The sequence below is a fragment of the Bradyrhizobium sp. IC3123 genome (assembly GCF_020193625.1).
Lineage (GTDB): Bacteria > Pseudomonadota > Alphaproteobacteria > Rhizobiales > Xanthobacteraceae > Bradyrhizobium > Bradyrhizobium yuanmingense.
Genome location: NZ_JADYVF010000025.1, coordinates 18,353 through 40,985, shown reverse-complemented (window position 1 = coordinate 40,985; position 22,633 = coordinate 18,353). Strand labels below are relative to the sequence as shown.

The following is a 22,633-nucleotide window of genomic DNA, read 5'->3' as shown; positions in this document are numbered from 1 at the left end:
CCGCGACCAACCATCGCCTCAACGGCGAGGCGGACTTCGTGGGAGACGATTCGTGACGCTTGCCCTGCCTTCGCGTGCCTATGATTTGCAGATGCTGGACCGGCCCGCGGATCGCGCGCGTGATCAGGGCTGGGTGTTTGGGCTGCCGCCGGGCATTGCATCCGAGCAATGGCCGCTCGATCCCGTCACCGGCTATCCCTTGATGCACGGCTTCACGCTAAAGCTGCCGGAGGATTACCGGGTGCATGGCGCGGACATCGTCGCGTTGTCGTTCTTCGCCACGGCGCCCGATCACAATGACGGCGGCGCGCCCGACGATCCCGAGATTCGCGAGGCGGTGCTGGCGCGGCCGTCGCATCCGCGCCTGTCGCGCATGACCGACATTCTCGACTACGCCTATGCCGCGCTGCTCTTGACGAAGGCCGAATATGACGGCGCGTTCGCCGCGCCGCCGGCGCCGCTTGCGCTGGCAACGGTGGAGCGGCCGCGCTGGCTCGATGTCGGCGGTGCCAGCGCCTTCTTCGAGGCCGCACCTAGCTACGCCAAGAAGATGTTTGCAGCCCCGCCGCGTGCCGATCTCAGCGAGACGCGCGCGATCGCGCTGTCGCCGCGCGCTGATGATCCCAACGCCGGCAAGGGCCCGCAGGATGAGCACGTGCGCGAAAATCCGCCGACCGGCTATCAGCCATATTACTACTATGTCGGCGGCAAGCCGGGCCGCGACAATTTCCGCCTGCACGACTGGGCCAAGGATCACGCCCACAACCACCTCGGCGGCACCATGCGGCCCTGCCAGGCCGTGCCGGAGATGAGCCCGTTCTATATCGAGTTCGAGGAATATTTCGGCGGCTACAATTTCGGCGGCGGCAACGCGCAGCTCGACTTCAAGGACATGAAGTTCGACTGGGCGTGCGGGTGATCATGGAAGCCGCGCAAGGATCCGGACTTTGCGATGATGCGAGCGTTCACGGAGCCATGCCGAGGAACGGATTGACGATGGTGAGCCCGCCGATGCTGCGGCCGTGCTGAAGGTCCCAGAATCACCGCTGTCAAAGAACGCGATCACCGCTCGTTCGCCTCGTCCCGATCGAATTTGTAGCCGGCGGGCAAGGCCGCCCAATTGCGCGCCTCCATGTTCTCGATCGCACGCCGACGCTGCTCCGCCTTGGTCTCGATTTCGATCGCGCCTTTGCGAGTGGCCACGATATCGATTTCGTCGCCCTCCTTGAGGCCGAGTTCATCAACTAGCGCTTTGGGCAGGCGCACTGCGAGGCTGTTGCCCCATTTGGAAACCAGCACCAGCACCCTCCGTGATGTGCATCCCTATCTGCATATCATAGGGAGATATGATGGCATTCCAAGCTGGCGTCCCCTCACGCCCCTCGCTTTGGCCCGATCGCCTCGAATCCGGCCTTTTGCTCGTCGCTGAGATCGGCCTGGAAATCGTCGAGCGCGTCGGCGATGGCGCCGACGGCTTGCAGCATGGTCTGCAGCCGCGTCTTCACGGCGGCGAGGCGGGCCTGCGGGGTTGCGGCCGGCTCGGTCGGGCAGGCGCTGAGCGTCTGCATGGTGCGGAGCGTGGTGTCCTGCAGCACCTCGAAGCGGGCGCGGGCGACCTCGTCGAGTTGGAGCGTGGTGGCGATGTCGGCGGCGGGCCATTGCTGCTGGAGCAGCTGCTCGTATTGGCGCTGGGCGTTCTCGTCGGAAACAGGATCGTAGTCCGCCTGGCAGGCCTTGGCCGCCTGCGCGTCCTTGGAAGCGTTCTTATCAGCGTTCTTGCTCGCGTTCTTGATATCGTTCTTGTCAGCGTTTTTGGACTGGTAGGACGCCAGCGCGGCGCGACGCTCATTGGCTAAGGCGTTGAGCCGGGCTTTCTGGTCGTCATTGAGCAGGCCGACGAATTTCGACAACGGCGCTTCCATGGTGTCGATGGCCTTGATCATGGCCTCGACACGCTCGCGCATCAGGCCGAGGCGCTCCGCCGCATTCCCTGGCGTTTGCGCCGGGCAGGCGGTGCGGATGGTGTCGCGCGCGGCAAGCCAGGCGGATGAGAGTTCGTCGAGCGCGGTGCGCTGAGCTTCGTTCGGCGCAACGGCGCTCGCGACGCGCTCGACCGGCAGGCCGCCGGTGTCGCTGGCCTCGCACAGCGTCTCCGCGGTCGGGACCTTTCGCGCGCGACGGCCTTGCGGCACGGTGTAGGCGGCAAGCTCGGTGGCGGCATAGGGCGTGAACAGCGCGGCGTAGATATCGCCGTAGCCGTAGAGCGAGAGGCTGGTGGTGTCGCCGAAGACGATCGCATTGGTGAGATCGTCATGGGCGAACGGCCAGAACACCGGGCCGACCCAGCCATAGCTGCCATCGGGATGACGCCACCAGCCCTGCGGGCGGCGGCCGCCTTGCCAGCCCGCCAGCGCAGCCTGCGCCGTGAGGGCCGCACGCATCACGTAAGGGTTCGACAGCTGGCTGCGGTCGGCCCCGCGCGGGTCCTGCGACCTCAGCGCCGCGGAGCGGTAGCGGCCGCCGCGCACCGCCATGCGGGAATGGCGCAGGCGCGACAGGCCGATCACGTGGCCGACGGCGAAGCGCGCAACCCCAACCGGACCGCCGCGCAAGCCGAACTGCGCCTCGGCTCTGTCAGGCAGCAGCACTGCTGCAACCACCAGGATCGCGCCAGCCAGCGCCAATCCCATGCGTCCCGGCATGATCGTTGACCTGACGACCAATTTGGCCAGGTCTTGTTTGGCCACGTCTTGTTTGGCCACGACTTGTACGGCCACGTCTTGGCCCTCCCACCCGCGCCAAGTGCGCAATGCGTCGCATCACGAAGACGCGCGAGGGAACCGAATGTTCCAGAGAGACACAGGACAATGCGTCGCAACGCGCCGGCCGTGCCGTGTCACTCCGCCTTTTGCGGCATCACGAAGGTCTGGCCGGGATAGATCAAGTTGGGATTCTGGATCTTGTCGCGGTTAGCGTTGAAGATCACGGCGTAGCGGGAACCGTCGCCGTAAGCGAGCCGGCTGAGCGCCCACAGGCTATCGCCGCGGGCGATGATCCGGCTGCCGCCGGCCTCGGCCGGCGCGGCGGTGAGCGCCTCCGCCGGCGAGGCCGATGCAACCACGGTGGCCCTCGGCGCCTGCGCGAAGGCCTTGGGTTTCGGCGCGCCGATCAGTTTCGGCCGGGCCGCTTGCTTCTCAGGCACCGACGCCAGCCGCGGCGAGGCCGACGGCAGCGCGGCGACGACATCCGATTTGTCGTCGGGCTTCTCGGCCGGCTTGGCCTCCTGCTTCGCAACCGGCGGCATGCGCACGGGCGGCGGCGCCGCCGCGGCGATTGTGACCGGCATGGTCCGGCCGGATTCGGTGACCGTGCCGTCCGGCGCCCTGGCGCGGAGCGTCAGGTCATATGAGCCGGCCGGCAGCTGCGGCGGGGTCATCACGAATTGGCCCGAGGCGTCGGCGACCACGCTGTCGAGCGGCTTGCCGTCGCGCAGCAGCTCGACCCGCGCACCCGGCGTGGCGCGGCCGGCAATCACCGCCGCCTCGCCGTGATCGTCGATGCGGGCGACGTCGAAACGGGGGCCGGCATCTGCAGCCGGCGCCGGCGGCTTGACCGGCACGAGGTCACCGAGCGCGACCACCTGCTTCTGGGTCTCGGCCAGCGCGCCCGCCTTCGGCTCGGGTGCAGGCGGCGCGCTGTCGACGAACTTCGGCTGTTCCGGCTTCAGCTCTGGCTTGGATTCAGGCTTGGACTCAGGCTTGGACTCCACCTTGGGCTCGACCTTGGCTTCAAGCTTGGGCTCGACCTTAGCTCCGACCTGGGGTTCGACCTTGGCCTCCGGCTTGGCGGCGACGGTGACCTTCGTCCCATCAGGCAGCAGGCGGCGCAGCTCGGTCGGGCCGATCACCAGCGCGGTGCCGACCAGCGCGAGCAGACAGAAGGCAATGAAGGCCTTGGAGGCGGTGATCATTTGAAAAGGACCTTGGGTGGCAAATCAGCCGAGGCCGGCAAGGTGCGCCGATTTGGCTGCCGCAGCAAGACTGTCGATAGGATTATGCTTCCGTCCAGGCGCGCGGGATGAACCGGCGCGACCACGCGGGTGTCCAAGTATCAAGGCCGCCTGGCGGCATTCTTCAAGGGAATTCCTCCCGTGACCGTATTCTCCCGTGCCGCGGGATCCCTAGCGGTTGCTCTGACGCTGGCCGCTGCACCCGCTTTGGCCGCCTCCGGCCCGCCGCCCGGCTTCACGCTTTCCGACGATGCCGATCTCGCCTTCACCTCGCCCGACGGCGCCACCAGGCTCGAGCAGTATATGAAGGAGGGCGAGGATTTCGACATCAAGTGGCAGGTCTGGGCGCGACGCGGCGGGGAGATGCGCGAGCTGAAGCCCGAGCAGGGTTATCCGGCCGGCTTCCGTTTCACGGCCGACTCGCGATGGCTGGTGCGGATCCAGAAGACGGGCTCGGGCGAGCAGGACCTCTTTCTCTATCATTTGGAGAACGGCGCCTTCGTGAGCGCGACCAAGACGTCGCTCGGCGATCTGGCCTGGGCCTACTTCCGCAGCCGGCCCGACACCAAGAGCATGAAGCTCGACTATCACATCACGGCGAATCTGGTGAAGGGCACCGAAGATGCGTATCGCTGGCTCGGCGTCGACTGGACCAACAACCGCTATCTCCTGATCTCGCTGTCGGGCGAGACGGACAAGCATCCGAAGAACGTCGCGGTGAAGGGCCTTGCGGATTGGAAATGCCGCTATGATCTCGAGACCGGCAAATTCGATGTGCCGAAGATGTTCGCCAAGGGCAACGCGGAAGCCTTGAAGTGGAAAATCAGGCGCTGAAGGTCCTGCGGTCTCGCCGCGGTCTCCTGTACGATGGAACCAACCCTCTGATTCCATTCCGATTCATATTTTCCTAACCGTCAATGGTAACCGGGTCTTGTCGGTTTTGCTGCATCTTGCATCCCACGGGAGGGCTGGATGGGCGCATCGATCCGATGGACCGCGCGAACGCGCGCGTTGCTCCGCCGTTGGCGCGGAGCGCCGCTGACGTGGCTGATCGCCGGCGGCTTCGTGCTGATGCTTGCGACCGCCATCGGCACCGCGCTCACGGTCGACCGTTTCCGGCAGAATGCCATCGAGAGCGGTCGCGACAGCCTTGAAAACGCCGTCCGCATGCTCGCCCGGCATTTCGACCGGCAGTTCGAGGACTTTGCGGTGCTGCAGAAGAGCATCATCGCCGAGCTCGAGAGCCACGGCATCCAGTCCGCCGAAATCTTCCGCAGCGAGATGGGCACGCTCGCCGTGCATGAGGTGCTGCGCGCGAAAGCCAGCGGCTGGTCCGACGTCGCCGGCGCCAATGTGTTCGATTCCAGGGGCGTGCTGATCAACTCGTCGCGGCAATGGCCGGTCGCCGATATCTCGATCGCCGATCGCGGCTATTTCGCCCGTCTCAAGGACGATCCGGCCGCACAGGAGGAGGTGGAGGTCGTGCCCGGCCGGTTTGGCAACGGACCGGCGATCGTGTTCGCGCGGCGCATCTCCGGCCCGCACGGCGAATTCCTCGGGCTGGTCTCGCGCGCGATCACGCCCGAGCAGCTCGAATCCTTCTTCGCCTCGACCGGGCTCGGCGAGGATTCCTCGATCGCGATGCACCACCAGAACGGCCAGCTGCTCGCCCGCATTCCACACGTCGAAGCGATGATCGGGCAGAACTTCCGCACCGGCACGCCGGAGCAAATGGCGGTGTTCGAGCGCACCTTCGTCACCACCCAGCTCGCAAGCCCGATCGACGGCAAGGACCGCATCGTCGCCTCGCGCCTGCTCACCGGCGAGCCGCTGGTCGTGGTCGCGACCAAGTCGCTCGATGCGACGCTGGCGACCTGGCGCACGCAGACGAAATTCTTCGTCACCATTGCCGCGCTGTCGATCGGCCTGTTGGTGCTCACGCTGTTTCTGATCTTCCGCCAGGTGACGCACCGCCTGTCGCTCGAGAAGCAGCGGCTCGACATCGCGATGAACACGATGACGCAGGGCCTGTTGATGTTCGATCAGGACGAGCGGCTGATCGTCTGCAACCGCCGCTACATCGAGATGTATGGGCTCTCGGTCGCCGTGGTGAAGCCCGGCGTCCACTTCCGCGACGTGATCCGGCACCGCCGGGACACCGGCTCGTTCGAGGGCGACATCGATGCCTATTGCGACGACATCCTGAGCAATGTCGGCCGCACCAAGAGCGCGATCGTCGAAACCGCCGACGGCCGCCTGATCGAGATCAAGAACCAGCCGGCCGCTGCCGGCGGCTGGCTCGCCACCCATGACGACGTCACCGAGCGCATCCGCGCCGACGAGCGCATCGCCCATCTGGCGCATTACGACGCCCTCACCGATCTGCCCAACCGCGTGCTGCTGCGCGGGCATCTGGAACGCCGCGTCGCCGAGCTCGCGCAAGGCAAGCCATTCGCGATCCTCTATATCGACGTCGACGAGTTCAAGGGCGTCAACGATTCGCTCGGACACGAGGTCGGCGACGAACTGCTGCGCCAGGTGGCGAACCGCCTGCGCGCCTGCGTCAGCGGCAACGACATGGTCGCGCGGCTGGGCGGCGACGAATTCGCCATCGTCAAGGCCGGCACCTCCGATCCGGCCGAGCTGACGGCACTGGCGGAAACCATCCTCAAGGCGTTGCGCGCACCGGTGGATTGCAGGGGGCACGAGGTTCCGACCGATGCCAGCATCGGCATCGCCGTCGCGCCCGATCACGGCGACAATCTCGACGATCTGCTCAAGCGCGCCGATCTGGCGATGTATGCGGCGAAGTCGGAAGGCCGCCGCACCTTCCGCCTGTTCGTGCCCGAATACGACGCCAAGGCGCGGCAGCGCCGCCAGCTCGAGCTCGATCTGCGCCAGGCGCTCGCACGCGGCGAGTTCGAGGTGCACTACCAGCCGCTGGTCGACCTCACCGCCAATGTCGTCACCGGCTGCGAGGCCTTGCTGCGCTGGCGCCATCCCGAGCGCGGCATGGTTTCGCCGGCGGAGTTCATCCCGGTCGCCGAAGACACCGGCCTGATCGGCGAGATCGGCGAATGGGTGCTGAAGCAGGCCTGCGTCGAGGCTGCCTCGTGGCCGGGACGGATTCACATCGCGGTCAACGTGTCGCCGGTCCAGTTCCGCTCGCGCACGCTGGCGCTCAAGGTCGCCGCCGCCCTCGCGGAGTCCGGGCTCGCGCCGGGCCGGCTCGAGCTCGAGATCACCGAGACGGTGCTGATCCGCGACGACGAGGAGGCGCTGGCGATCCTGCAGCAGCTACGCGAGCTCGGCGTGCGCATCGCGCTCGACGATTTCGGCACCGGCTATTCCTCGCTCAGCTATCTGCACCGCTTCCCGTTCGACAAGATCAAGATCGACCGCAGCTTCATCAGCGACATCGGTCAGTCCGAGGACTCCTCGCCGATCGTGCAGGCCGTGGTGCGCATGGCCGCCGCGCGCCATATGGCGACCACCGCCGAAGGCGTCGAGACCGAAGCGCAAGCCGAGGTGCTGCGCCAGCTCGGCTGCAGCCAGATGCAGGGCTGGCTGTTCAGCCCGGCGGTACCGGCGACGAAGCTGAAGCAGCTGCTGGCGGCGCAGGCGGTCGCGGCCTAGCCGGCGACGCCACGTCTGGCCCGGATGTCCACTGCGAGGAAAGCGGCGCCGCTGAGTGTTTGGTTCGAGGTCGTGCGGCGATTTGACAATCAGCGACCGACAGCTATCAATTCATTGAATTCTGCGCACCTGGCTCGTCGAAATGGTGAGCCGCCGATCCGCCTCATTTTCGAGACGCGGGCAAGAAACGCTCAAAATACCGATGGTTTGCCTCCATTGGCCGCCGCAACGAAGAGTCGCATCGAGTCCCAATCCAAGCGCAAACCACAGGCATTTTGGAGCCGCTCAGCGCAATTTGAACCAGGGATTTCCGCATGCCGAATGATGGGTCGAGGACGGGGACGGAGCGTCTGAGACACTGGCTTGAAAGCGTTGGGCTCAGCCAATACACGGACCTCTTCGTCCGCCATCGCATCGATCTCGACATCCTGCCCCACCTGACCGAACCGGATCTGGCACAGATTGGACTGCCGCTCGGAGACCGCAAGCGGCTTCAGCGTGCAACGGCGTCCCTTTCCGGAATGGCCGCGCCAGCCGCGGGCCACACATTGCCCGCTACGGCAATCGTTGCGGAACGTCGCCAGCTCACCACGATGTTCTGCGACATGGTCGATTCCACCGCGCTCTCCGCACAGTTCGATCCCGAGGACGTGCGTGACATGATCGCGAGCTTTCGCGAAACCTGCGTGGGTGTGGTCAAACACTATGAAGGATTTGCCGCCCGCTTCGTCGGCGACGGCATCCTGGTCTATTTCGGCTACCCGAAGGCGCATGAGGACGATGCCGAGCGAGCGGTGCGGGCTGGTCTCGAGATCGTGCGGACATTGTCGACCGCGCCTGCGATCGAGCCGCTGAGTGCGCTCAACCAAGCGCCCGCCGTCCGGATCGGCATCGCGACGGGACTGGTGGTCGTGGGCGACTTGGTCGGCCAGGGGACCGAGGAGCGCGATTCCGCGGTCGGCGAGACCGTCAATCTGGCGGCGCGATTGCAGGGCCTGGCGCCGCCGAACGGGGTGGTCATCTCGTCGTCGACGCAGTCGCTGTTGAAGGGAAAGTTCGACTATCGCAATCTCGGGGTCCATGCACTCAAGGGCATAGCCGGAAGAACACAGGCGTGGCATGTGGTACGGCCGTCGCGCGTGGAGACCCGCTTTGCCGCAGCCATCGGCTCCCGGCTGACGCCACTCGTCAATCGCGACGACGAGATCACGGTTCTGCTCGGCCGCTGGGAGCAGGCCAAGGCGGGCGACGGCCAAGTCGTGGTGCTGTTCGGGGAGCCGGGCATTGGCAAGTCGCGCATCGTCCAGGAAATCTTCGTGCGGATTGCGGGGGATCGGCACGGGCATGTCTCGTTCCAGTGTTCGCCCTACTACAGCTCGACGGCGTTCCATCCCTTCATCGAGCAGCTCAAATTTGCCCTGGGCCTCGACCGCGACGATGCTTCGGCCTCGTCTCTGTCGAGTCTCGAGCGGACCGTTGCGGCCGCGCATGGCGACATCGAGCAGATGACGCCGCTCTTTGCGGCGCTGCTGTCGATCCCGACCGGAGGTCGCTATCCTCCGCTCGATCTGTCGCCGCAGCAGCAAAAGGACGCCATCGTCTCCGCCCTCATCAATCATCTCCTGGGCCTCGCGCACGATCAGCCGCTGGTGATCGCCTTCGAGGACGCCCATTGGATCGATCCGACATCCCGGGAGGTCATCGATCTGCTGGTGGAGCGGGTCCAGTACACGCCCATTCTCGTCGTCATCACTTGCCGTTCCGAATTCAAGCCGAGCTGGAGCGCTCACTCTCACATCACGACGCTGGTGCTGAACAGGCTGAGCCGGCAGCAGCGGACGACCTTGGTCGAGCGGGTTGCCGGCAGCCGCAAAATGCCGAAGGAAGTCGTCGAGGACATCATCGTCAAGACCGATGGCGTGCCGCTGTTCGTCGAGGAGCTGACCAAAGCCGTTCTCGAAAGCGACCTTCTGACCGAGGAACGGGGAAATTATGTGCTCTCCGGTTCGTGGCGACCGCTGGCAATCCCGGCGACGCTGATGGATTCGCTGATGGCGCGTCTGGATCGGCTGGGCCCGTTCAAGCGGGTCGCACAGATGGGAGCCACCATCGGCCGGCAGTTCTCCTACGAGATGCTGAACGCTGTCGCCTCCGTACCAGCCGACCAGATCGAGGCGGCGCTCGATCGCCTGGAGGAGGCAGGGCTGATCGTCCGGCTGGGCCATCCGCCGGATGCGCTCTACTCGTTCAAGCACGTGATGATCCAGGATGCAGCGCATGCGAGCCTGTTGCGCAGCGAGAGGAGACGGCTCCACGCGCGGATCGCGTCGGTGCTGGCTCAGAACTATCCGGAAAAGACCGAGCGCGAGCCGGAGCTTCTCGCCTATCATCTGACCGAATCCGATCAAAGCCAGCCGGCTGCAGCTTCCTGGATCAAGGCCGGCAGGCACGCCGCAAGGTTGGGAGCCTATTTGGAAGCGATCGGCCACCTGCGCCGTGGCCTAGCGGTCGTCCTCGGCAGTCCCGAGATGCCCGACCGCGATGAAATGGAGCTGGAGCTTCGCATTGCGCTGGGTAACGCGCTGATCGCTGCCAAAGGTTACGGCACACAGGAGGTGGAAGACAATTTTGCCCGAGGCCTCGAGCTCGGACGGCAGCTCGATGATGAAGACAAGGTGCTAGCGGCGATAAGAGGCCTTTGGATGCACCACTTCATTCGGGCTGACCTGACCAAGGCGCACGGTCTGAGTGCCGCACTCCTGAAATTCGCCAAACGGGAACGCCCGAGCGAGTTGCTGTCGAAGCAGACGCTGTACCTCGTGGAGGCCCACAGGTCGATCGCGGCGACCATGCTTTACCGCGGGCGGTTTCTGGCGGCGCAACATCATCTTCGTCGCTCCATCGAACTCGATGATCCGGTTCTGCATCGCGGTTCGGCGGAAAGGCTCCTCAATCCAGGCGTGATGTCGATGTCGTACCTCGGATACCTGCTATGGTTCCTGGGCCAGCCCGACACCGCGCGGCAGCACAGCGAGCAGGCGATTTCCGATGCCGAGCAAATGCGCCATCCTTTTACGCTGGCATTCGCGCAAGTGTTTGGCGCGTACCTTTGTCAGCATCTGCGCGACGTCACGGGCACCAGAGATTATGCCAGCCGCGCGATGACCATTTCATCGCAACACGGCTTTCTGCATTGGAAGCAACAGGCCACCATTCTGCATGGATGGGCGCTGACCGAGCTCGGGGACATGGATGCAGGTCTGAGCGAAATGCGCACGGGCGTCGAGGGTTATGAGGCGCAGAATTCCTGGCTCGCCAGTTGCTGGTTCAGATGCCTCCTCGCGCAAGGCTATGCGAGGGCCGGTCTGTCGGAAGCGGCCTTGCGCGCGCTCGATGGTGCCTTGACGGTCGCGAAGAGGACGGGCGATCACTTCTATCTGGCGGAGATCTACCGCCTGCAAGGGGAGTTCATCCGGGCCCATGCCGGACCAGCGGCCGACTCCGAGGAATTGTTCGTGCAGTCGCTGGAAGTCGCGCGCGGACAGAATGCTCGCTCGTGGGAGCTGCGGACAGCCGTCAGCCTGGCCCGCCTCTGGCGAGATTCCGACAAGCTTGAGCAGGCGGCGGACCTGCTTGTGCCTGTTGTCGGCAGACTCCGTGAAGGGCTCGTCACGCCGGACGTGAAAGAAGCCATCGCGCTCGCAAGCGAGCTCGATATGCTGTCATCCAGAGATCAGCCATGGATCGCGCGAATCAATTCGATCCGACAGTGCCCGTGACCGGCATCGACATGCGACAGCGCACGCCGCCCGGTTCGAAGGCGAGATCGAACTCGCCGCCGAGGTCCGCCTCGACACAGCGCTCCATCAGCCGCGTGCCGAAGCCGCGGCGCATGGGCGGCGTGACTTTCGGGCCGCCGGATTCCACCCATTCATAATCGAGAATGGTGCCGTGCCCGGCATTCCGCAGGCTCCATCGCATCAAGAGCGTCCCATCCGGCGCCGACAAGGCACCGTACTTCGTCGCGTTGGTCAGGAGCTCGTTGAGAACCATCGTAAAGCTGAGCGCCGAGCGCGCATTGAGCGCGACGGGTGGACCTTCCATCCTGATCCGGCCATCCTCCGCAACAGCCGCCGTGATGTCCTCGACGAGCCGCTGGAGCGGAGCGTCCTGCCACTTGCGCTCGGTCAAGAGATCATGCGCACGAGAGAGCGCCAGCAACCGGCCCTCAAAGGTTCGATTGAAGTCGTCCAGACTGCTGGTATGGCGCGCGGTCTGGCCGGCGAGCGATTGCACCATCGCCAGGGTATTCTTGACGCGATGATTGAGCTCATCAATCAGGAGGGTTTGCGCCATTTCCGCGCGCTTGCGTTCGGTGATGTCGACCAGCATGTTGACTGCACCGATCAGCCTGCCCCCCGAATCGAATAGCGGCGTCGGATAGGGAATGAACGGCACGCGCGTGCCGTCCGGTCGCTCCGCGACAGCCTCCACTCCACGCACGGGCCGACCCTCCCGGAGCGCGATCGCCATCGGACATTGGTCGTGCGGCAGAGGCGTGCCGTCGGGCCAATAGAGCTTCCAGGTCACGCACCATTCGTCGCCGGGCAGCGGCGTGCGCCCGGCCATCTCGACGGCGGTCTTGTTGTAGAAGGTGATGCGGCCGTTTGCGTCGGTGGTGTAGAGCGCGGCGGGCAGCGCCTCGAGCAGATCGCGCATATGCTGCTCGCTCTCGCGGATCCGATCCTGCAATCGCTTCGCTTCCGTGACGTCGTGACTGACGCGAACGCCGTAACGGAAGCGTCCCGCGCTGTCCCTGACCGACGAGCTGAAAATCTCGAGATGACGCACGCTGCCGTCGGGGCGAAGGACGCGCTTGCGGTAGGTATAGCTGGGGAGGTCGCCACGCACCTGCTGCTCGTAGAGCGCAAGGTCCGCGGCGCAATCGTCGGGATGAGTGTAGTCGGAAAAGCTCATCCCCAGCAGCTCCTCACGGGATCTCCCGGTGATCTCGCTCAGATAATCGTTGACCCGGAGCAGCCGCCCATGTTCATCGGCCTCGGCGATGCCGACCTTGGCCGCTTGGTAGGTTGCAGCGAGGCGAGTCTCGCTCGCCTCGCGCGCCAGCTCGGCCACGCGCAGCCCGGTGACGTCAGTTGTAAAGCAGCGCGTGCTGACGAACTTGCCGTCCTCGACACGACTGTTGGAGGTGATCAGTACGTGCTTGATCGAGCCGTCCTTCGCGCGCAGGCGGGCAGGATAACGGTCCAGCCTTTCGCCGCAGGACAGTCGGTGGAGAATGTCGCCGATGACGGGGGCGTCCGCGTGAAATTCGGCCACATGGTGACCGATATACTCTTCGGCGCTGTAGCCCAGCAGATCGAGCTCGGCCTGATTGGCCCTGCGAATGATGCCGTCGCCACCCACGATATGGAGCCCGACCGCACTGTTCTGGAAGAAGTCCTCGAGATCCTTGGTCTTTGCACGAACCTCTTCCTCGATCTTCTTGCGATCTGAAACGTCCTGAAAGCAGTTGATTGCGCCCTGGATGCGGCCGGCATGATCGCGCAGGGGACGGATGTTGACGAGCGCTGTGATCCGCGAGCCGTCCGGCCGTTCGATGGTGACCTCCGTGTTACGCGCGGGGAGGCCGAGCCGGACCGCATTGGCCATGGGGCACTCCGAATGCGGAAGCAGGGTGCCGTCCATCCTGTAGAGACGATGCGACCCGCAGAACTTTTCGACGGAACCAAGCTCCGGAGTTCTGCCCCACAATTCCGCGGCTTCGCCGTTGTAGGTCACGATCCAGCCTTCACTATCGCAGACATAGACCGCGCCCGGAATGGCCTCGAGCGCTGCAGGAGCCGCCGCCACCAGGGCCTCGAATTCGGTCAGCTTGCGGGCAGAGAGCGGAAATTCCTCGACATTCGACATACTTAGCCCCGACGTGCCGCAGGCGGGCGCCTACGCAATCAGCTTGAACGCATCCAAGCCCAGAGCGTTCCAAGGCCCGCCAACCGCTGGTTGAGATTTGGCGGCGCCGAGTGCGGTCCCCCCTGTTGTGCTGATGCCGACAGCACGGCGCTCGACGACGGGCGCACCATGGTCTGGCCCTATTACGTCAACGGCCGCCCCAAGATCCGCTGCTTCATGCCCGGCAGCATGACGTGATCCGGAACGGGCTCGGCAAAGGTAAGAGAAGCTCACATCGATTGTCGGGCCGCCCTCACTTCGGCGAATTCGGCGTCGGGGTGGCTGACGATGGTGGCGACCATGATGCCGCTGATGATCAGCGACCAGGCGGTGTTCCAACAGATCCAAAACACGAGCCAGCCTCCCTTTTCCCTCTCTCGCGCCCCGAGCTAACGGCAGAGCGATGCCGCCGTTCCCGGCGCGGGGCCTGCCGCGAGGGCGGCGGCAAGGAACTATTTTGGTTTGGTCGGCGGCGCCGCCCGATCGGTTTGGCCGGTGTGGCGCTTTGCCACGACATCCGCATCGCGCTCGCCCTCGTGCGGGCGCGGCGGAAGCTTGGGCTGGCCGGCTTGACCGCCATGCTTGCCGCCCATGTCGGGCTTGCCTTCGAGATCGTTTGCGCGGGACATGTCGGTTCAATGCGTTCGCAGCGCATTGGTTCGCGACAGCATCGGCCGTTTTCGCCCTGTGAACGGCCTCATAGAACCGCCGCTCTTTGCAGTGCAGGATCGCTGACGCGGCCCTTGGCCTCGCGGCTTGCACCGATGGATTGGCCTGATGCGAAAACGACTCATCCTCTGGACCCTCATGACCTCCGCCCTGGTCGCGATCACCGTGTGGACTATGCTCGGGCCGCCGGACCAGCCGTCCGGGTTGCGTCTGCCCTCCCGAACCGCAGCGGCGCGCTGACCCGGCATCCCGCGACCGATGCGATTTCGGCATCGATCGATCCCCATTGGATTTTGGTGCGGCGTCGCTCCGCCCGCTATGCTCGCGGCAAAAACGATAATACCGCGAGCCAGCTTTCAGGAGGAGCCCATGTCGAGACCGATGTCGAGACCGATCCGACGCATCGCATCGCGCGCGCCACGCGCTGCGATCGCCGCCGCCCTGTTCGCTTCGCTTACCCTCATTTCTGGAGTCCGTGCCGGTATGGCCGAAACCTTCGCCTATGTCGGCAACGCCGACAGCAACGACATCAGCGTGTTCAAGATGAGCGAGAGCGGCGAGATGACGCTCGTGCAGACGGCCCCCTTCAAGGGCGTCGAAAAGCCGGGCTCCTCGACACCGCTCGCGATCACGCCCGATCGCCGTACGCTGATCGCCGGCATCCGCTCGCAGCCCACTCTCGCGGTGAGCTTTGCGATCGATCCCCGCACGGGCGAGCTCAGCCATCTCGGCAACGGACCGCTCGCGGACAGCATGGCCCATATCGCCATCGACCGCAGCGGCAAGTTCCTGTTCAGCGCCTCCTATGGCGGCAACAAGGTCGCGTTGAATCCGCTGCTTGGCAACGGGGTTGCCGGCGAGCCCAAGCAGGTGATCCCGACCGGGCTGAACGCCCACGCCTTCCTGCCCTCGCCCGACAACCGCTTCGCATTCGCGACCAATCTCGGCTCCGATCAGGTGCTGGCCTTCGCATTCGATGCCACGACCGGCACGCTGACGCCGAACGACCCGCCGGGGCGCAAGGTGCCGGAGAAATCGGGGCCGCGGCACTTCGTGTTTCATCCCGGCGGCAAGTTCGTCTATCTCCTCCACGAGCTGAACGGCGACGTCGCGGCCTTCACTTATGAAGCCAGGAGCGGCGCGTGGGACGAGATCCAGCGCACCACCGCGCTGCCGGAAGGGTTTTCGGGAAAACCTTGGGCGGCCGACATCCACATCACGCCGGACGGCCGCTTCCTCTACGCTTCCGAGCGCACCACCAGCACGCTCACCGCCTACAGGGTCGATGGCTCGAGCGGCAAGCTGACCACGATCGGCAGCGTGCCGACCGAGAAGCAACCGCGCGGCTTTCAGGTCGATCCAAGCGGCCGCTATCTCGCCGCGGTCGGCGAGCTCTCCGACAGCATGACGGTTCATGCCATCGACCAGGGCAGCGGCGCGCTGACCAAGCTGAAATCCTACCCCACCGGCAAGAAACCAAACTGGGTCGAGTTCCTGAAACTGCCGTGAGGAGCCATCGCCGACCTACGTAAACATCCGTAATTTCGCGAGGCCCGGCTTGGCGTCATATCTCGGTCATGGACCGGCAGATTGTCTTCAAATGTCCCCAGACGGGCCTGAACGTGCAGCATCGGCTTACCGACGAGCCGAGCGATCGCACGCACGTGTCGGTGTCGTGTCCGGCCTGCACGCGGCTGCATCTGATCGAGCGGGCCAGCGGCAAGCCGGTGGGTGAGCGGCGCCGCTGACGCCCGCCGCGCGCGACTCGAGCTCTTCGGAGCGAACCTGTTCTCCAATCCCGCGACTCATCAAAGACTTGCTTGTCAAAGACTTGCTTGCCGCGACTGCCGGCGGCGGCACGGCGTCCTGTTTCGGGACGACGCGGCCGTAGTGCGGGCGGCGGCCATCTGCTATCGATTGGAGGCATAGCCCAAGTGGAATTTACCCAATTGGAATTTCCGATGCGTCATTTGCCCCGCGCCGTTGTTCGAAACCTGTGCCCCGCAGCCGTCGCCGGCCTGCTCGTCCTCAGCCCCCATCCGGCCGGTGCCGCCGATGACGACGCGCCGAAGGGGCCGGCGGTCACGGTGCTGAAGGTCGCGAAATCCTGCTTCTCCGACGTCGTCGAAGCCACCGGCACGATCATCGCGCGTGAGGAAACCTCGGTGCGGCCCGAGCGGCCCGGCCTGAAGGTCACGGACGTGCTGGCGGAAGCCGGCGACACCACCACCGCCGGCCAGGTGCTGGCCCGGCTGGCGCTGCCCGAAGGCGGCACGCTTCAGGTCACCGCGCCCGTGGCGGGGGTGATCGCGACCTCGACCGCGCAGATCGGCAACTTCGCCTCGGCCAAGGGCGAGGCGCTGTTCACGATCGTGGCGCGCAGCGAGTACGACCTCGTCGGCCTCGTGGCCACCACCGATGTGCGCAAGCTCGCGGTCAATCAGCAGGCCACCGTGCGGATCCCAGGTGGCGGCGACATCAGCGGCAAGGTGCGCCGCATCGGACCGACCGTCGAGCCGAACATCCAGCAGGGCATGGTCTATATCGGCATCTCCTCGCAGAAGCGGCTGCTGCTGAATGGGAGCGGGCGCGCGCTGATCAAGACCGGGCAGAGCTGCAACGTGGCGGTGCCGCTGACCGCCGTGCAATATTCGTCCGCCGGCACCGTGGTGCAGGTGATCCGCCGCAACCGCGTCGAGACCAAGCGTGTCGAGGTCGGCTTGATGTCCGGCGGCAATATCGAGGTCCGCGACGGCCTCAGCGAGGGCGACGTCGTCGTCGCCCGCGCCGGTGCCTTGCTGCGCGAAGGCGATCCGGTGCGTCCCGTGATGGCGAGCGCGGAAGCGGCGAAGTAGGAGCAACGTCGTAGGGTGGGTTAGCCGAAGGCGTAACCCACCTCTTTGCTTTCCAAGCTGACGCGAGAGAAGCGGTGGATTACGCCTTCGGCTAATCCACCCTACAAGAGCCGCGAACTAACCGCCGGCTTCGCCGAAACGGACGTCTTCGAGCAGCGACGACGATACGGTCGGGACCTGGTCGCCTTCGCTGGCGCGGGAGATGGCGAGGCGGGTCTTGTTGAAGACGCTCTCGGCGCTGCCGGGCTTGCTGAGGTTGTTGAGGAACTCGCTGACCAGCACGCTGTGCTCGCCCTTCCCGTCGTCGACGACCTTGCCGGGCGAGGCGGAGGTGAGGATGAGCGCATTGTCGGACGCGCTGATCGGCGCGAGACCGTGGCTGTAGGAGCGGAAGCGGCGCTCGTAGGGATTGCGGCGGGAGGCGTCGACCACGACGAGCTTGGCCTTGGCGCCCTGCTCCTTCATCATCTCGAGCACGCCCTCGATCGACACGCCTTGGCGGCGGACGTCCTTTTCCTTCCAGATCACGGCATCGACCGGCAGCATGTAGCTCTCGCGGCCGGCCTGCACGCCGTAGCCGCCGAAGAACAGCATGACGACGCTGTCGCGGGTGATCCGCGACTTCAGGCGGCTCACGGCGCGGACCATGTCGTCGCGGGTCGCATCTTCCACCATGTCGACGTCGAAGCCGTTCTTGCGCAGGGACGAGGACAGCGCACGGGCGTCGTTGATCGACTGCGTCAGCGGCGCGCTGGCGTCGGGGTAATGTCCATTGCCGATGACGAGCGCCAGGCGCGAGCTCTGGCCGATCGAACCGGTGATCTGATCGGTCGAGACCGCCTTGGCGGCATCGATCGCACGCATGTTGAGAGCAGCATGGGCGCCGATCACCAGCGACACCGTGCCGATGAGGGCCGCGGCGAGGGCGATCGTACGTCTGGAAAGGTCGAGCTGCTTTAGATTCATCTCGCTTCGTTTCCTGTGCCAAAGACCTACCAAGCGCGCGCACACTGTTTGAGTAGCGCGATAGCGTCTTTAGGTTTGAGGGATTGGCCGGGGATGTGACCCCGAATTGCGCGCAATTTGCGGCGCCGCACCAAACAAACCCTTAACCGGATATAGGCCCTGGGGCAATAGATTGCTCAAAATTTGAACTAAGCGTCTGAATATACTTGATAATTCTCCGATCCAAATTGCCGCCTTTACGGCTTCCCCGTAGCCTTCCGGAGAGCGATCATGCAGCCTTCGTGCCGGCTTTTCCGTGACTTCCATCACATTTGTTTTTCCCGCGAATCCGGGTAGCTTTTTCAACGACTTGCAGGGGGTGGCGCGCAGATGGCAGCGTGCCTGATGTCCCCGACCAAGGCCCCCGCGACCAGGTATTTCATGAGCTTTCATTATTTTGCCGGCGCCGCCTGCCGGGCGCTGACGGCGCGGAAGGACGGCCCCTCGCTTTACGACGTCTGCGATCCCGTATTGTCGGATACGGCCAGCGGCGATCCGCATCTCGCCAAATTCTACAGGACCGCCCTCGGCAATCCCGCGCTGCGGATCCTGCTCCGCCGCGCCGGCCTGCCCGAGCTGCGCGACGAGGGGATGCTGACGCGGCTGCGCGCGGCCCTCGCCCAGGCCCGCGACGAGGCCGAGCCCGACTGGGCGGCGGTCGGGCAGCCGATCGCCGATCTCGTCGACAGCATCGCGCTCGACCACCCCAAGCCGCCGCCGGTGCCGTTCACCGCCACCATGCCGCAGAGCGCTGAGATCGACGGCGTGATCCGCGATTGCGCGCAGCATCTGCTCGGCTCGTACCGCCGCAACGGCTTCCTGCCGACCTACGCCGCCTTCAACCTGATCGGCGATCCTGATGTCCGCGGCCGCGAGCTGATCATGGCGCTCACGGGCCTCAACGCGCGCGGCTACAAGAATTCCTCGCTGCTGTTCAACCTCGCCCGCGTCTTCATCGCGCGCTCGCCCGCGCGCGCCGTGGTCAATCCGCCCTGGAAAGGCATTGCCGAGCCGATGTGGGAGCCGGTGCAGATCCGCCACCGCTCGGCCTATTACGACGCGTTCTTCATCGAGGCCCTGCTCGGGTTCGTCGAGACCGGGCTCGCCTCCCCGGCCGACAAGGTCGCGGCGGAGCGCGCGATCGCCGACATGGTCGATTTCTGCGTCAACATCAGTCGCGAGGAGGTCGAGGGCTTGGGCGGCGCGCGCTTCAACGTCGTCACCGCACTGGCGCCGGCGCCGCATCCGCGCTTCTCCCGTTACTTCGCGCAGATCAAGCAGGACCTCGGTTTCGGCATCTACGTGCCGGATTGCGACACCACGGCCTGCTCGATCTCCGCGGCGACGCAGGCCGGCTGTACCGACGCGATCATCGACCAGCCGCTCCTGGACTTCTATGCGGGCTATCAGGTGCGCGCCGGCGTCAACGAACCGCGCGTGACCGTGCCGCTCAACGACAATATCGACTATGAGGGCGGGGTTGCGACCTGGATCGACAATCTCAAGGGCGAGCGCCCTTACGGCAACGATCTCGATCCGACGCTCAATCTCGACATTCTCGAGGTAAGCTTCCGCAACCTTGAGCGCTGGAAGGTGCTGGAGACGCCGTCGCGGCTTGCAACATTGCACCGGATCATCGGCTTTCAGAAGCGGCTGGCCGCCAGCGGCGCCTTCGCCAATCCGCGCTCGCACATCTATTATCTGCCGGAGCTCTACAGCGCCTATTTCGGCCGCTGCTATGCCGCCTTCCTGGCGCTGCCGCTGGCGGCGCAGGCCGCGATCGATCCCGCCGGCGATTTCGATTTCATCCGCCATCGCGTGCTGTCCTACGTCAAGGGCGAGCTGATGGCGGCCGAGATGAACGTGTTCGACGCCGCGCTGGCGCTGATCGCGCTCGGCCATCTCGGCGCCGACCCGCGCGCCTTCGCACCGGCGCTGAACGTGATCGTCGCCGGGCTCGGTGAAGGCGGCCGCCGCGGCCCGTTCCGCGCCTATGAATGGAACAAGATGAAGACGCCGACGCGGATCCTGGTCGGTGGCCCGGAGGTGACCTCGGCGTTCGTGCTGATGGGGCTGGCGGTGGCGAAGCGGGCGATGGCGCGAGGGTGAGGGGTCTCGTAGGGTGGATTAGCGAAGCGTAATCCACCATCTAACCTCCGCGGATACGAACAGTGGTGGGTTACGCCTTCGGCTAACCCACCCTACGAGACTGTCGCAAAATGACAGGAAGTTGAAAGCCTATCTGTTCGGCATGCGCTGGCCGCGCGGCCAAAAGCCGACCACAATTGCGCCGTCTATCGAGATTTTCATCACAACTGGACGGGCATGTTGCGAAAGGTCCTGATTGCGCTGTCTTTGTTCGCCATCCCTTCGCTGGCGGATGCCGCCGAGATCACCGGCACGGCAAAGGTCCGCGCTGGCGATGCGGTGGTGATCGGCACCACGCGGATCCGGCTCGGCGGCATCGACGCGCCTGCAATCGACCAGCTCTGCCTTAACACCAAGTCCGAGCGCTGGACTTGCGGCGTCGCGGCCCGCGATGAGCTCGCCAGATACGCCGAGGGCAAGACTTGGGTCTGCCGCCCGAGATCGGTCGACCGGCGCGGCCGCACCGTGGCGCGCTGCGAGGTCGGCGGCGAGGACATCCAGAAATGGCTGGTGCGCAACGGCTGGGCGCTGGCCTACGCCCACATGTCCCGCGACTATGAAGCCGATGAAAAGGCCGCGCGGGAGGCCAAGGCAGGGATGTGGCAGGGCGCCTTCATCGCGCCGTGGGACTGGCGCGTCCGCAACAAGAAGACCGCGATCCTCGGCGCGACCAAGCCGCCTGACGGCGCGCACGCGGTGCTGCTCGCTTCGGCCTCGGGGCCGGTCGCGCCGTCGCCGGACTGCACCATCAAGGGCAACGTCAACAGCTCCGGGGAGTGCATCTTTCACCAGCCGACCAGCCGCTGGTACACGCAGATCAGGATGAAGATCAGCAAGGGCACCCGCTGGTTCTGCTCGGTCGAGGAGGCCGAAGCGGCCGGTTGCCGGGAGACGAAGCGATAACCCAGCCCTGCATTTTGCGCGCTTTTCTCGGGACGCGCCGGCACGTAAAAGCATGATTCAGCGACCCACCATCCTGTTCTCAGGCAATAAGGACCGACAGCAATGACCGTTCGCGCGGGCCGGGAGTTTCTGGCCATCCCCGGGCCCACCACGATGCCCGACGAGGTGCTGCGGGCGATGCACCGTCCGGCGATCGACATCTACTCCCAGGAGATGCTGGATCTCACCGAGAGCCTGCTCAGCGACATCTCCAAGCTGTTCGCGACCAAGGGCAAGTCCTACATCTACATCGCCAACGGTCACGGCGCCTGGGAAGCGGCGCTGAGCAACGTCCTGTCGCGCGGTGACAAGGTGCTGGTGCTGGAGAGCGGTCGGTTCGCGATCGGGTGGGGCAACGCGGCGGCGCTGATGGGCGCCGAGGTCGAGGTGCTCAAGGGCGATTGGCGCCGCGCGGTGCGGCCGCACGAGGTCGAGGAACGCCTGCGCCGCGACAAGGAGCACAGCATCAAGGCCGTCGTCGTGGTCCAGGTCGACACGGCCTCCGGCGTGCAGAACGACATCGAGGCGATCGGCAAGGCGATCAAGGCGAGCGGCCATCCCGCGCTCTACATGGTCGATACCGTCGCCTCGCTCGGCTGCATGCCGTTCGAGATGGACAAATGGGGCATCGACGTTGCGATGTCCGGCTCGCAGAAGGGCCTGATGACGCCGCCCGGCCTCGGCTTCGTCGCCGCCAATGCGCGCGCGCTCGAGGTGCACAAGAAGGCCAACATGTCGACGCCCTATTGGAGCTGGAGCGAGCGCGAGGGCACCGAGAATTATCGCAAATATGCCGGCACCGCGCCGGTGCATCTGCTGTTCGCGTTGCGCAAAGCGATCGACATGCTGCACGAGGAAGGCCTGGAGAACGCCTTCCGCCGCCACAGCCTGCTCGGCGAAGCCGCCCGCCGCGCGGTCTCGGTCTGGTCGGAAGGCCAGGTACTCGGATTCAACGTGGCCGAAGCCAGCGAGCGCTCCAACACCGTGACCACGGTGACGATGAGCAACGGCCACGATCCGGCGGTGCTGCAACGCTATTGCAAGGACAAGTGCGGCGTCGTGCTCGGCACCGGCATCGGCGATCTCTCCGGCCAAGCCTTCCGCATCGCCCATATGGGCCATGTCAATGCGCCGATGCTGCTCGGCACGCTCGGGGTGATCGAGGTCGGGCTGAACGCGCTGAAGATCCCGCACGGCAAGGGCGGGCTGGAGGCGGCGGTCGCGTATCTCGGGGAAGAGGTGGCGGTGTAAGTCGCGCGCGCCTCTTCCTTCTCCCCTTGTGGGAGAAGGTGGCGCGAAGCGCCGGATGAGGGGTTCTATCCGCGATTCCCGACTGCCAGGACTCGCGGAGAGAACCCCTCACCCGTCTCGCCGCTGCGCGGCGAGCCACCCTCTC

General features: G+C 65.4%; 18 protein-coding genes. 11 read left to right on the top strand and 7 right to left on the bottom strand.

From position 1 onward, the window contains the following. The first annotated feature begins 52 nt into the window (after positions 1-52). Positions 53-919, top strand: a complete 867-nt coding sequence (locus I6F20_RS36505) for a hypothetical protein (protein WP_036015956.1) — start codon at positions 53-55, stop codon at positions 917-919. Between the two features lie 143 nt (positions 920-1,062). Here the strand turns inward: I6F20_RS36505 and I6F20_RS36500 are convergent, their stop codons facing one another. The 3 genes from I6F20_RS36500 to I6F20_RS36490 all read right to left on the bottom strand — a co-directional run bounded on the left by I6F20_RS36500 (position 1,063) and on the right by I6F20_RS36490 (position 3,970). After that, positions 1,063-1,299, bottom strand: a complete 237-nt coding sequence (locus I6F20_RS36500; RefSeq protein WP_036015962.1) for an AbrB/MazE/SpoVT family DNA-binding domain-containing protein — start codon at positions 1,297-1,299, stop codon at positions 1,063-1,065. A gap of 74 nt (positions 1,300-1,373) precedes the next feature. After that, positions 1,374-2,702, bottom strand: a complete 1,329-nt coding sequence (locus tag I6F20_RS36495; protein ID WP_225131170.1) for a Spy/CpxP family protein refolding chaperone — start codon at positions 2,700-2,702, stop codon at positions 1,374-1,376. Between the two features lie 194 nt (positions 2,703-2,896). Then, positions 2,897-3,970 (bottom strand): LysM peptidoglycan-binding domain-containing protein, encoded by a 1,074-nt coding sequence (locus tag I6F20_RS36490; protein ID WP_225131168.1) that lies wholly within the window; start codon positions 3,968-3,970, stop codon positions 2,897-2,899. Positions 3,971-4,150: 180 nt separating this feature from the next. On the opposite strand from I6F20_RS36490, the gene I6F20_RS36485 reads away from it, so the two are divergent. The 3 genes from I6F20_RS36485 to I6F20_RS36475 all read left to right on the top strand — a co-directional run bounded on the left by I6F20_RS36485 (position 4,151) and on the right by I6F20_RS36475 (position 11,424). Then, positions 4,151-4,843 (top strand): hypothetical protein, encoded by a 693-nt coding sequence (locus I6F20_RS36485; RefSeq protein ID WP_225131166.1) that lies wholly within the window; start codon positions 4,151-4,153, stop codon positions 4,841-4,843. Between the two features lie 138 nt (positions 4,844-4,981). Then, positions 4,982-7,645, top strand: a complete 2,664-nt coding sequence (locus I6F20_RS36480) for a bifunctional diguanylate cyclase/phosphodiesterase (protein WP_225131164.1) — start codon at positions 4,982-4,984, stop codon at positions 7,643-7,645. Positions 7,646-7,959: 314 nt separating this feature from the next. Then, on the top strand, positions 7,960-11,424 hold the full coding sequence (locus tag I6F20_RS36475; RefSeq protein ID WP_225131162.1) for an ATP-binding protein: 3,465 nt from the start codon (positions 7,960-7,962) through the stop codon (positions 11,422-11,424). On the opposite strand, the gene I6F20_RS36470 is transcribed toward I6F20_RS36475, so the two are convergent. From I6F20_RS36470 to I6F20_RS36465, 3 genes are all read right to left on the bottom strand, one after another. After that, the gene (locus tag I6F20_RS36470) at positions 11,399-13,579 is read right to left on the bottom strand and encodes a PAS domain-containing sensor histidine kinase (RefSeq protein WP_225131161.1); all 2,181 of its coding nucleotides are present in this window, start codon (positions 13,577-13,579) and stop codon (positions 11,399-11,401) included. The two genes, I6F20_RS36475 and I6F20_RS36470, sit on opposite strands and share 26 nt — an antisense overlap. Before the next feature lie 269 nt (positions 13,580-13,848). Then, positions 13,849-13,971, bottom strand: a complete 123-nt coding sequence (locus I6F20_RS38115; RefSeq protein WP_260345449.1) for a hypothetical protein — start codon at positions 13,969-13,971, stop codon at positions 13,849-13,851. 99 nt (positions 13,972-14,070) lie between these two features. Beyond that, on the bottom strand, positions 14,071-14,247 hold the full coding sequence (locus I6F20_RS36465; protein WP_156447317.1) for a hypothetical protein: 177 nt from the start codon (positions 14,245-14,247) through the stop codon (positions 14,071-14,073). A gap of 148 nt (positions 14,248-14,395) precedes the next feature. Between I6F20_RS36465 and I6F20_RS38110 the strand changes: the two genes are divergently transcribed. From I6F20_RS38110 to I6F20_RS36450, 4 genes are all read left to right on the top strand, one after another. Beyond that, a complete protein-coding gene (locus I6F20_RS38110; protein WP_260345447.1) occupies positions 14,396-14,527 on the top strand; it encodes a hypothetical protein in 132 nt (43 codons plus the stop codon). A 243-nt stretch (positions 14,528-14,770) separates the two neighbouring features. Further along, entirely contained in the window at positions 14,771-15,796 is a 1,026-nt protein-coding gene (locus tag I6F20_RS36460; protein WP_225131158.1) for a lactonase family protein, read from the top strand. A 68-nt stretch (positions 15,797-15,864) separates the two neighbouring features. Then, positions 15,865-16,035 (top strand): hypothetical protein, encoded by a 171-nt coding sequence (locus I6F20_RS36455; protein WP_167361671.1) that lies wholly within the window; start codon positions 15,865-15,867, stop codon positions 16,033-16,035. A 213-nt stretch (positions 16,036-16,248) separates the two neighbouring features. Further along, positions 16,249-17,142 carry an efflux RND transporter periplasmic adaptor subunit gene (locus I6F20_RS36450; RefSeq protein ID WP_036015950.1) on the top strand — a complete coding sequence of 298 codons (894 nt, stop codon included), beginning with the start codon at positions 16,249-16,251 and terminating at the stop codon, positions 17,140-17,142. Between the two features lie 117 nt (positions 17,143-17,259). Here I6F20_RS36450 and I6F20_RS36445 read toward each other — a convergent pair whose 3' ends face one another. After that, positions 17,260-18,108 carry a caspase family protein gene (locus I6F20_RS36445; RefSeq protein ID WP_036015927.1) on the bottom strand — a complete coding sequence of 283 codons (849 nt, stop codon included), beginning with the start codon at positions 18,106-18,108 and terminating at the stop codon, positions 17,260-17,262. A 420-nt stretch (positions 18,109-18,528) separates the two neighbouring features. Here I6F20_RS36445 and I6F20_RS36440 point away from each other — a divergent pair, with 420 nt between their 5' ends. From I6F20_RS36440 to I6F20_RS36430, 3 genes are all read left to right on the top strand, one after another. Further along, positions 18,529-20,256 carry a hypothetical protein gene (locus tag I6F20_RS36440; RefSeq protein WP_036030586.1) on the top strand — a complete coding sequence of 576 codons (1,728 nt, stop codon included), beginning with the start codon at positions 18,529-18,531 and terminating at the stop codon, positions 20,254-20,256. 216 nt (positions 20,257-20,472) lie between these two features. Then, positions 20,473-21,198 carry a thermonuclease family protein gene (locus I6F20_RS36435; RefSeq protein ID WP_036015924.1) on the top strand — a complete coding sequence of 242 codons (726 nt, stop codon included), beginning with the start codon at positions 20,473-20,475 and terminating at the stop codon, positions 21,196-21,198. Positions 21,199-21,300: 102 nt separating this feature from the next. Next, positions 21,301-22,488, top strand: coding sequence for a pyridoxal-phosphate-dependent aminotransferase family protein (locus I6F20_RS36430; RefSeq protein WP_036015923.1), 1,188 nt, complete (start codon positions 21,301-21,303; stop codon positions 22,486-22,488). The last annotated feature ends 145 nt before the right edge of the window (positions 22,489-22,633 follow it).

Excerpts from the sequence above, each read along its gene's own strand:
- I6F20_RS36495 (WP_225131170.1), bottom strand. The coding sequence starts at position 2,702 with ATGCCGGGACGCATGGGATTGGCGCTGGCTGGCGCGATCCTGGTGGTT.
- I6F20_RS36490 (WP_225131168.1), bottom strand. The coding sequence starts at position 3,970 with ATGATCACCGCCTCCAAGGCCTTCATTGCCTTCTGTCTGCTCGCGCTG.
- I6F20_RS36480 (WP_225131164.1), top strand. The coding sequence starts at position 4,982 with ATGGGCGCATCGATCCGATGGACCGCGCGAACGCGCGCGTTGCTCCGC.
- I6F20_RS36475 (WP_225131162.1), top strand. The coding sequence starts at position 7,960 with ATGCCGAATGATGGGTCGAGGACGGGGACGGAGCGTCTGAGACACTGG.
- I6F20_RS36470 (WP_225131161.1), bottom strand. The coding sequence starts at position 13,579 with ATGTCGAATGTCGAGGAATTTCCGCTCTCTGCCCGCAAGCTGACCGAA.
- I6F20_RS36465 (WP_156447317.1), bottom strand. The coding sequence starts at position 14,247 with ATGTCCCGCGCAAACGATCTCGAAGGCAAGCCCGACATGGGCGGCAAG.
- I6F20_RS38110 (WP_260345447.1), top strand. The coding sequence starts at position 14,396 with ATGCGAAAACGACTCATCCTCTGGACCCTCATGACCTCCGCCCTGGTC.
- I6F20_RS36460 (WP_225131158.1), top strand. The coding sequence starts at position 14,771 with ATGGCCGAAACCTTCGCCTATGTCGGCAACGCCGACAGCAACGACATC.
- I6F20_RS36455 (WP_167361671.1), top strand. The coding sequence starts at position 15,865 with ATGGACCGGCAGATTGTCTTCAAATGTCCCCAGACGGGCCTGAACGTG.
- I6F20_RS36450 (WP_036015950.1), top strand. The coding sequence starts at position 16,249 with ATGCGTCATTTGCCCCGCGCCGTTGTTCGAAACCTGTGCCCCGCAGCC.
- I6F20_RS36445 (WP_036015927.1), bottom strand. The coding sequence starts at position 18,108 with ATGAATCTAAAGCAGCTCGACCTTTCCAGACGTACGATCGCCCTCGCC.
- I6F20_RS36440 (WP_036030586.1), top strand. The coding sequence starts at position 18,529 with ATGAGCTTTCATTATTTTGCCGGCGCCGCCTGCCGGGCGCTGACGGCG.
- I6F20_RS36435 (WP_036015924.1), top strand. The coding sequence starts at position 20,473 with ATGTTGCGAAAGGTCCTGATTGCGCTGTCTTTGTTCGCCATCCCTTCG.
- I6F20_RS36430 (WP_036015923.1), top strand. The coding sequence starts at position 21,301 with ATGACCGTTCGCGCGGGCCGGGAGTTTCTGGCCATCCCCGGGCCCACC.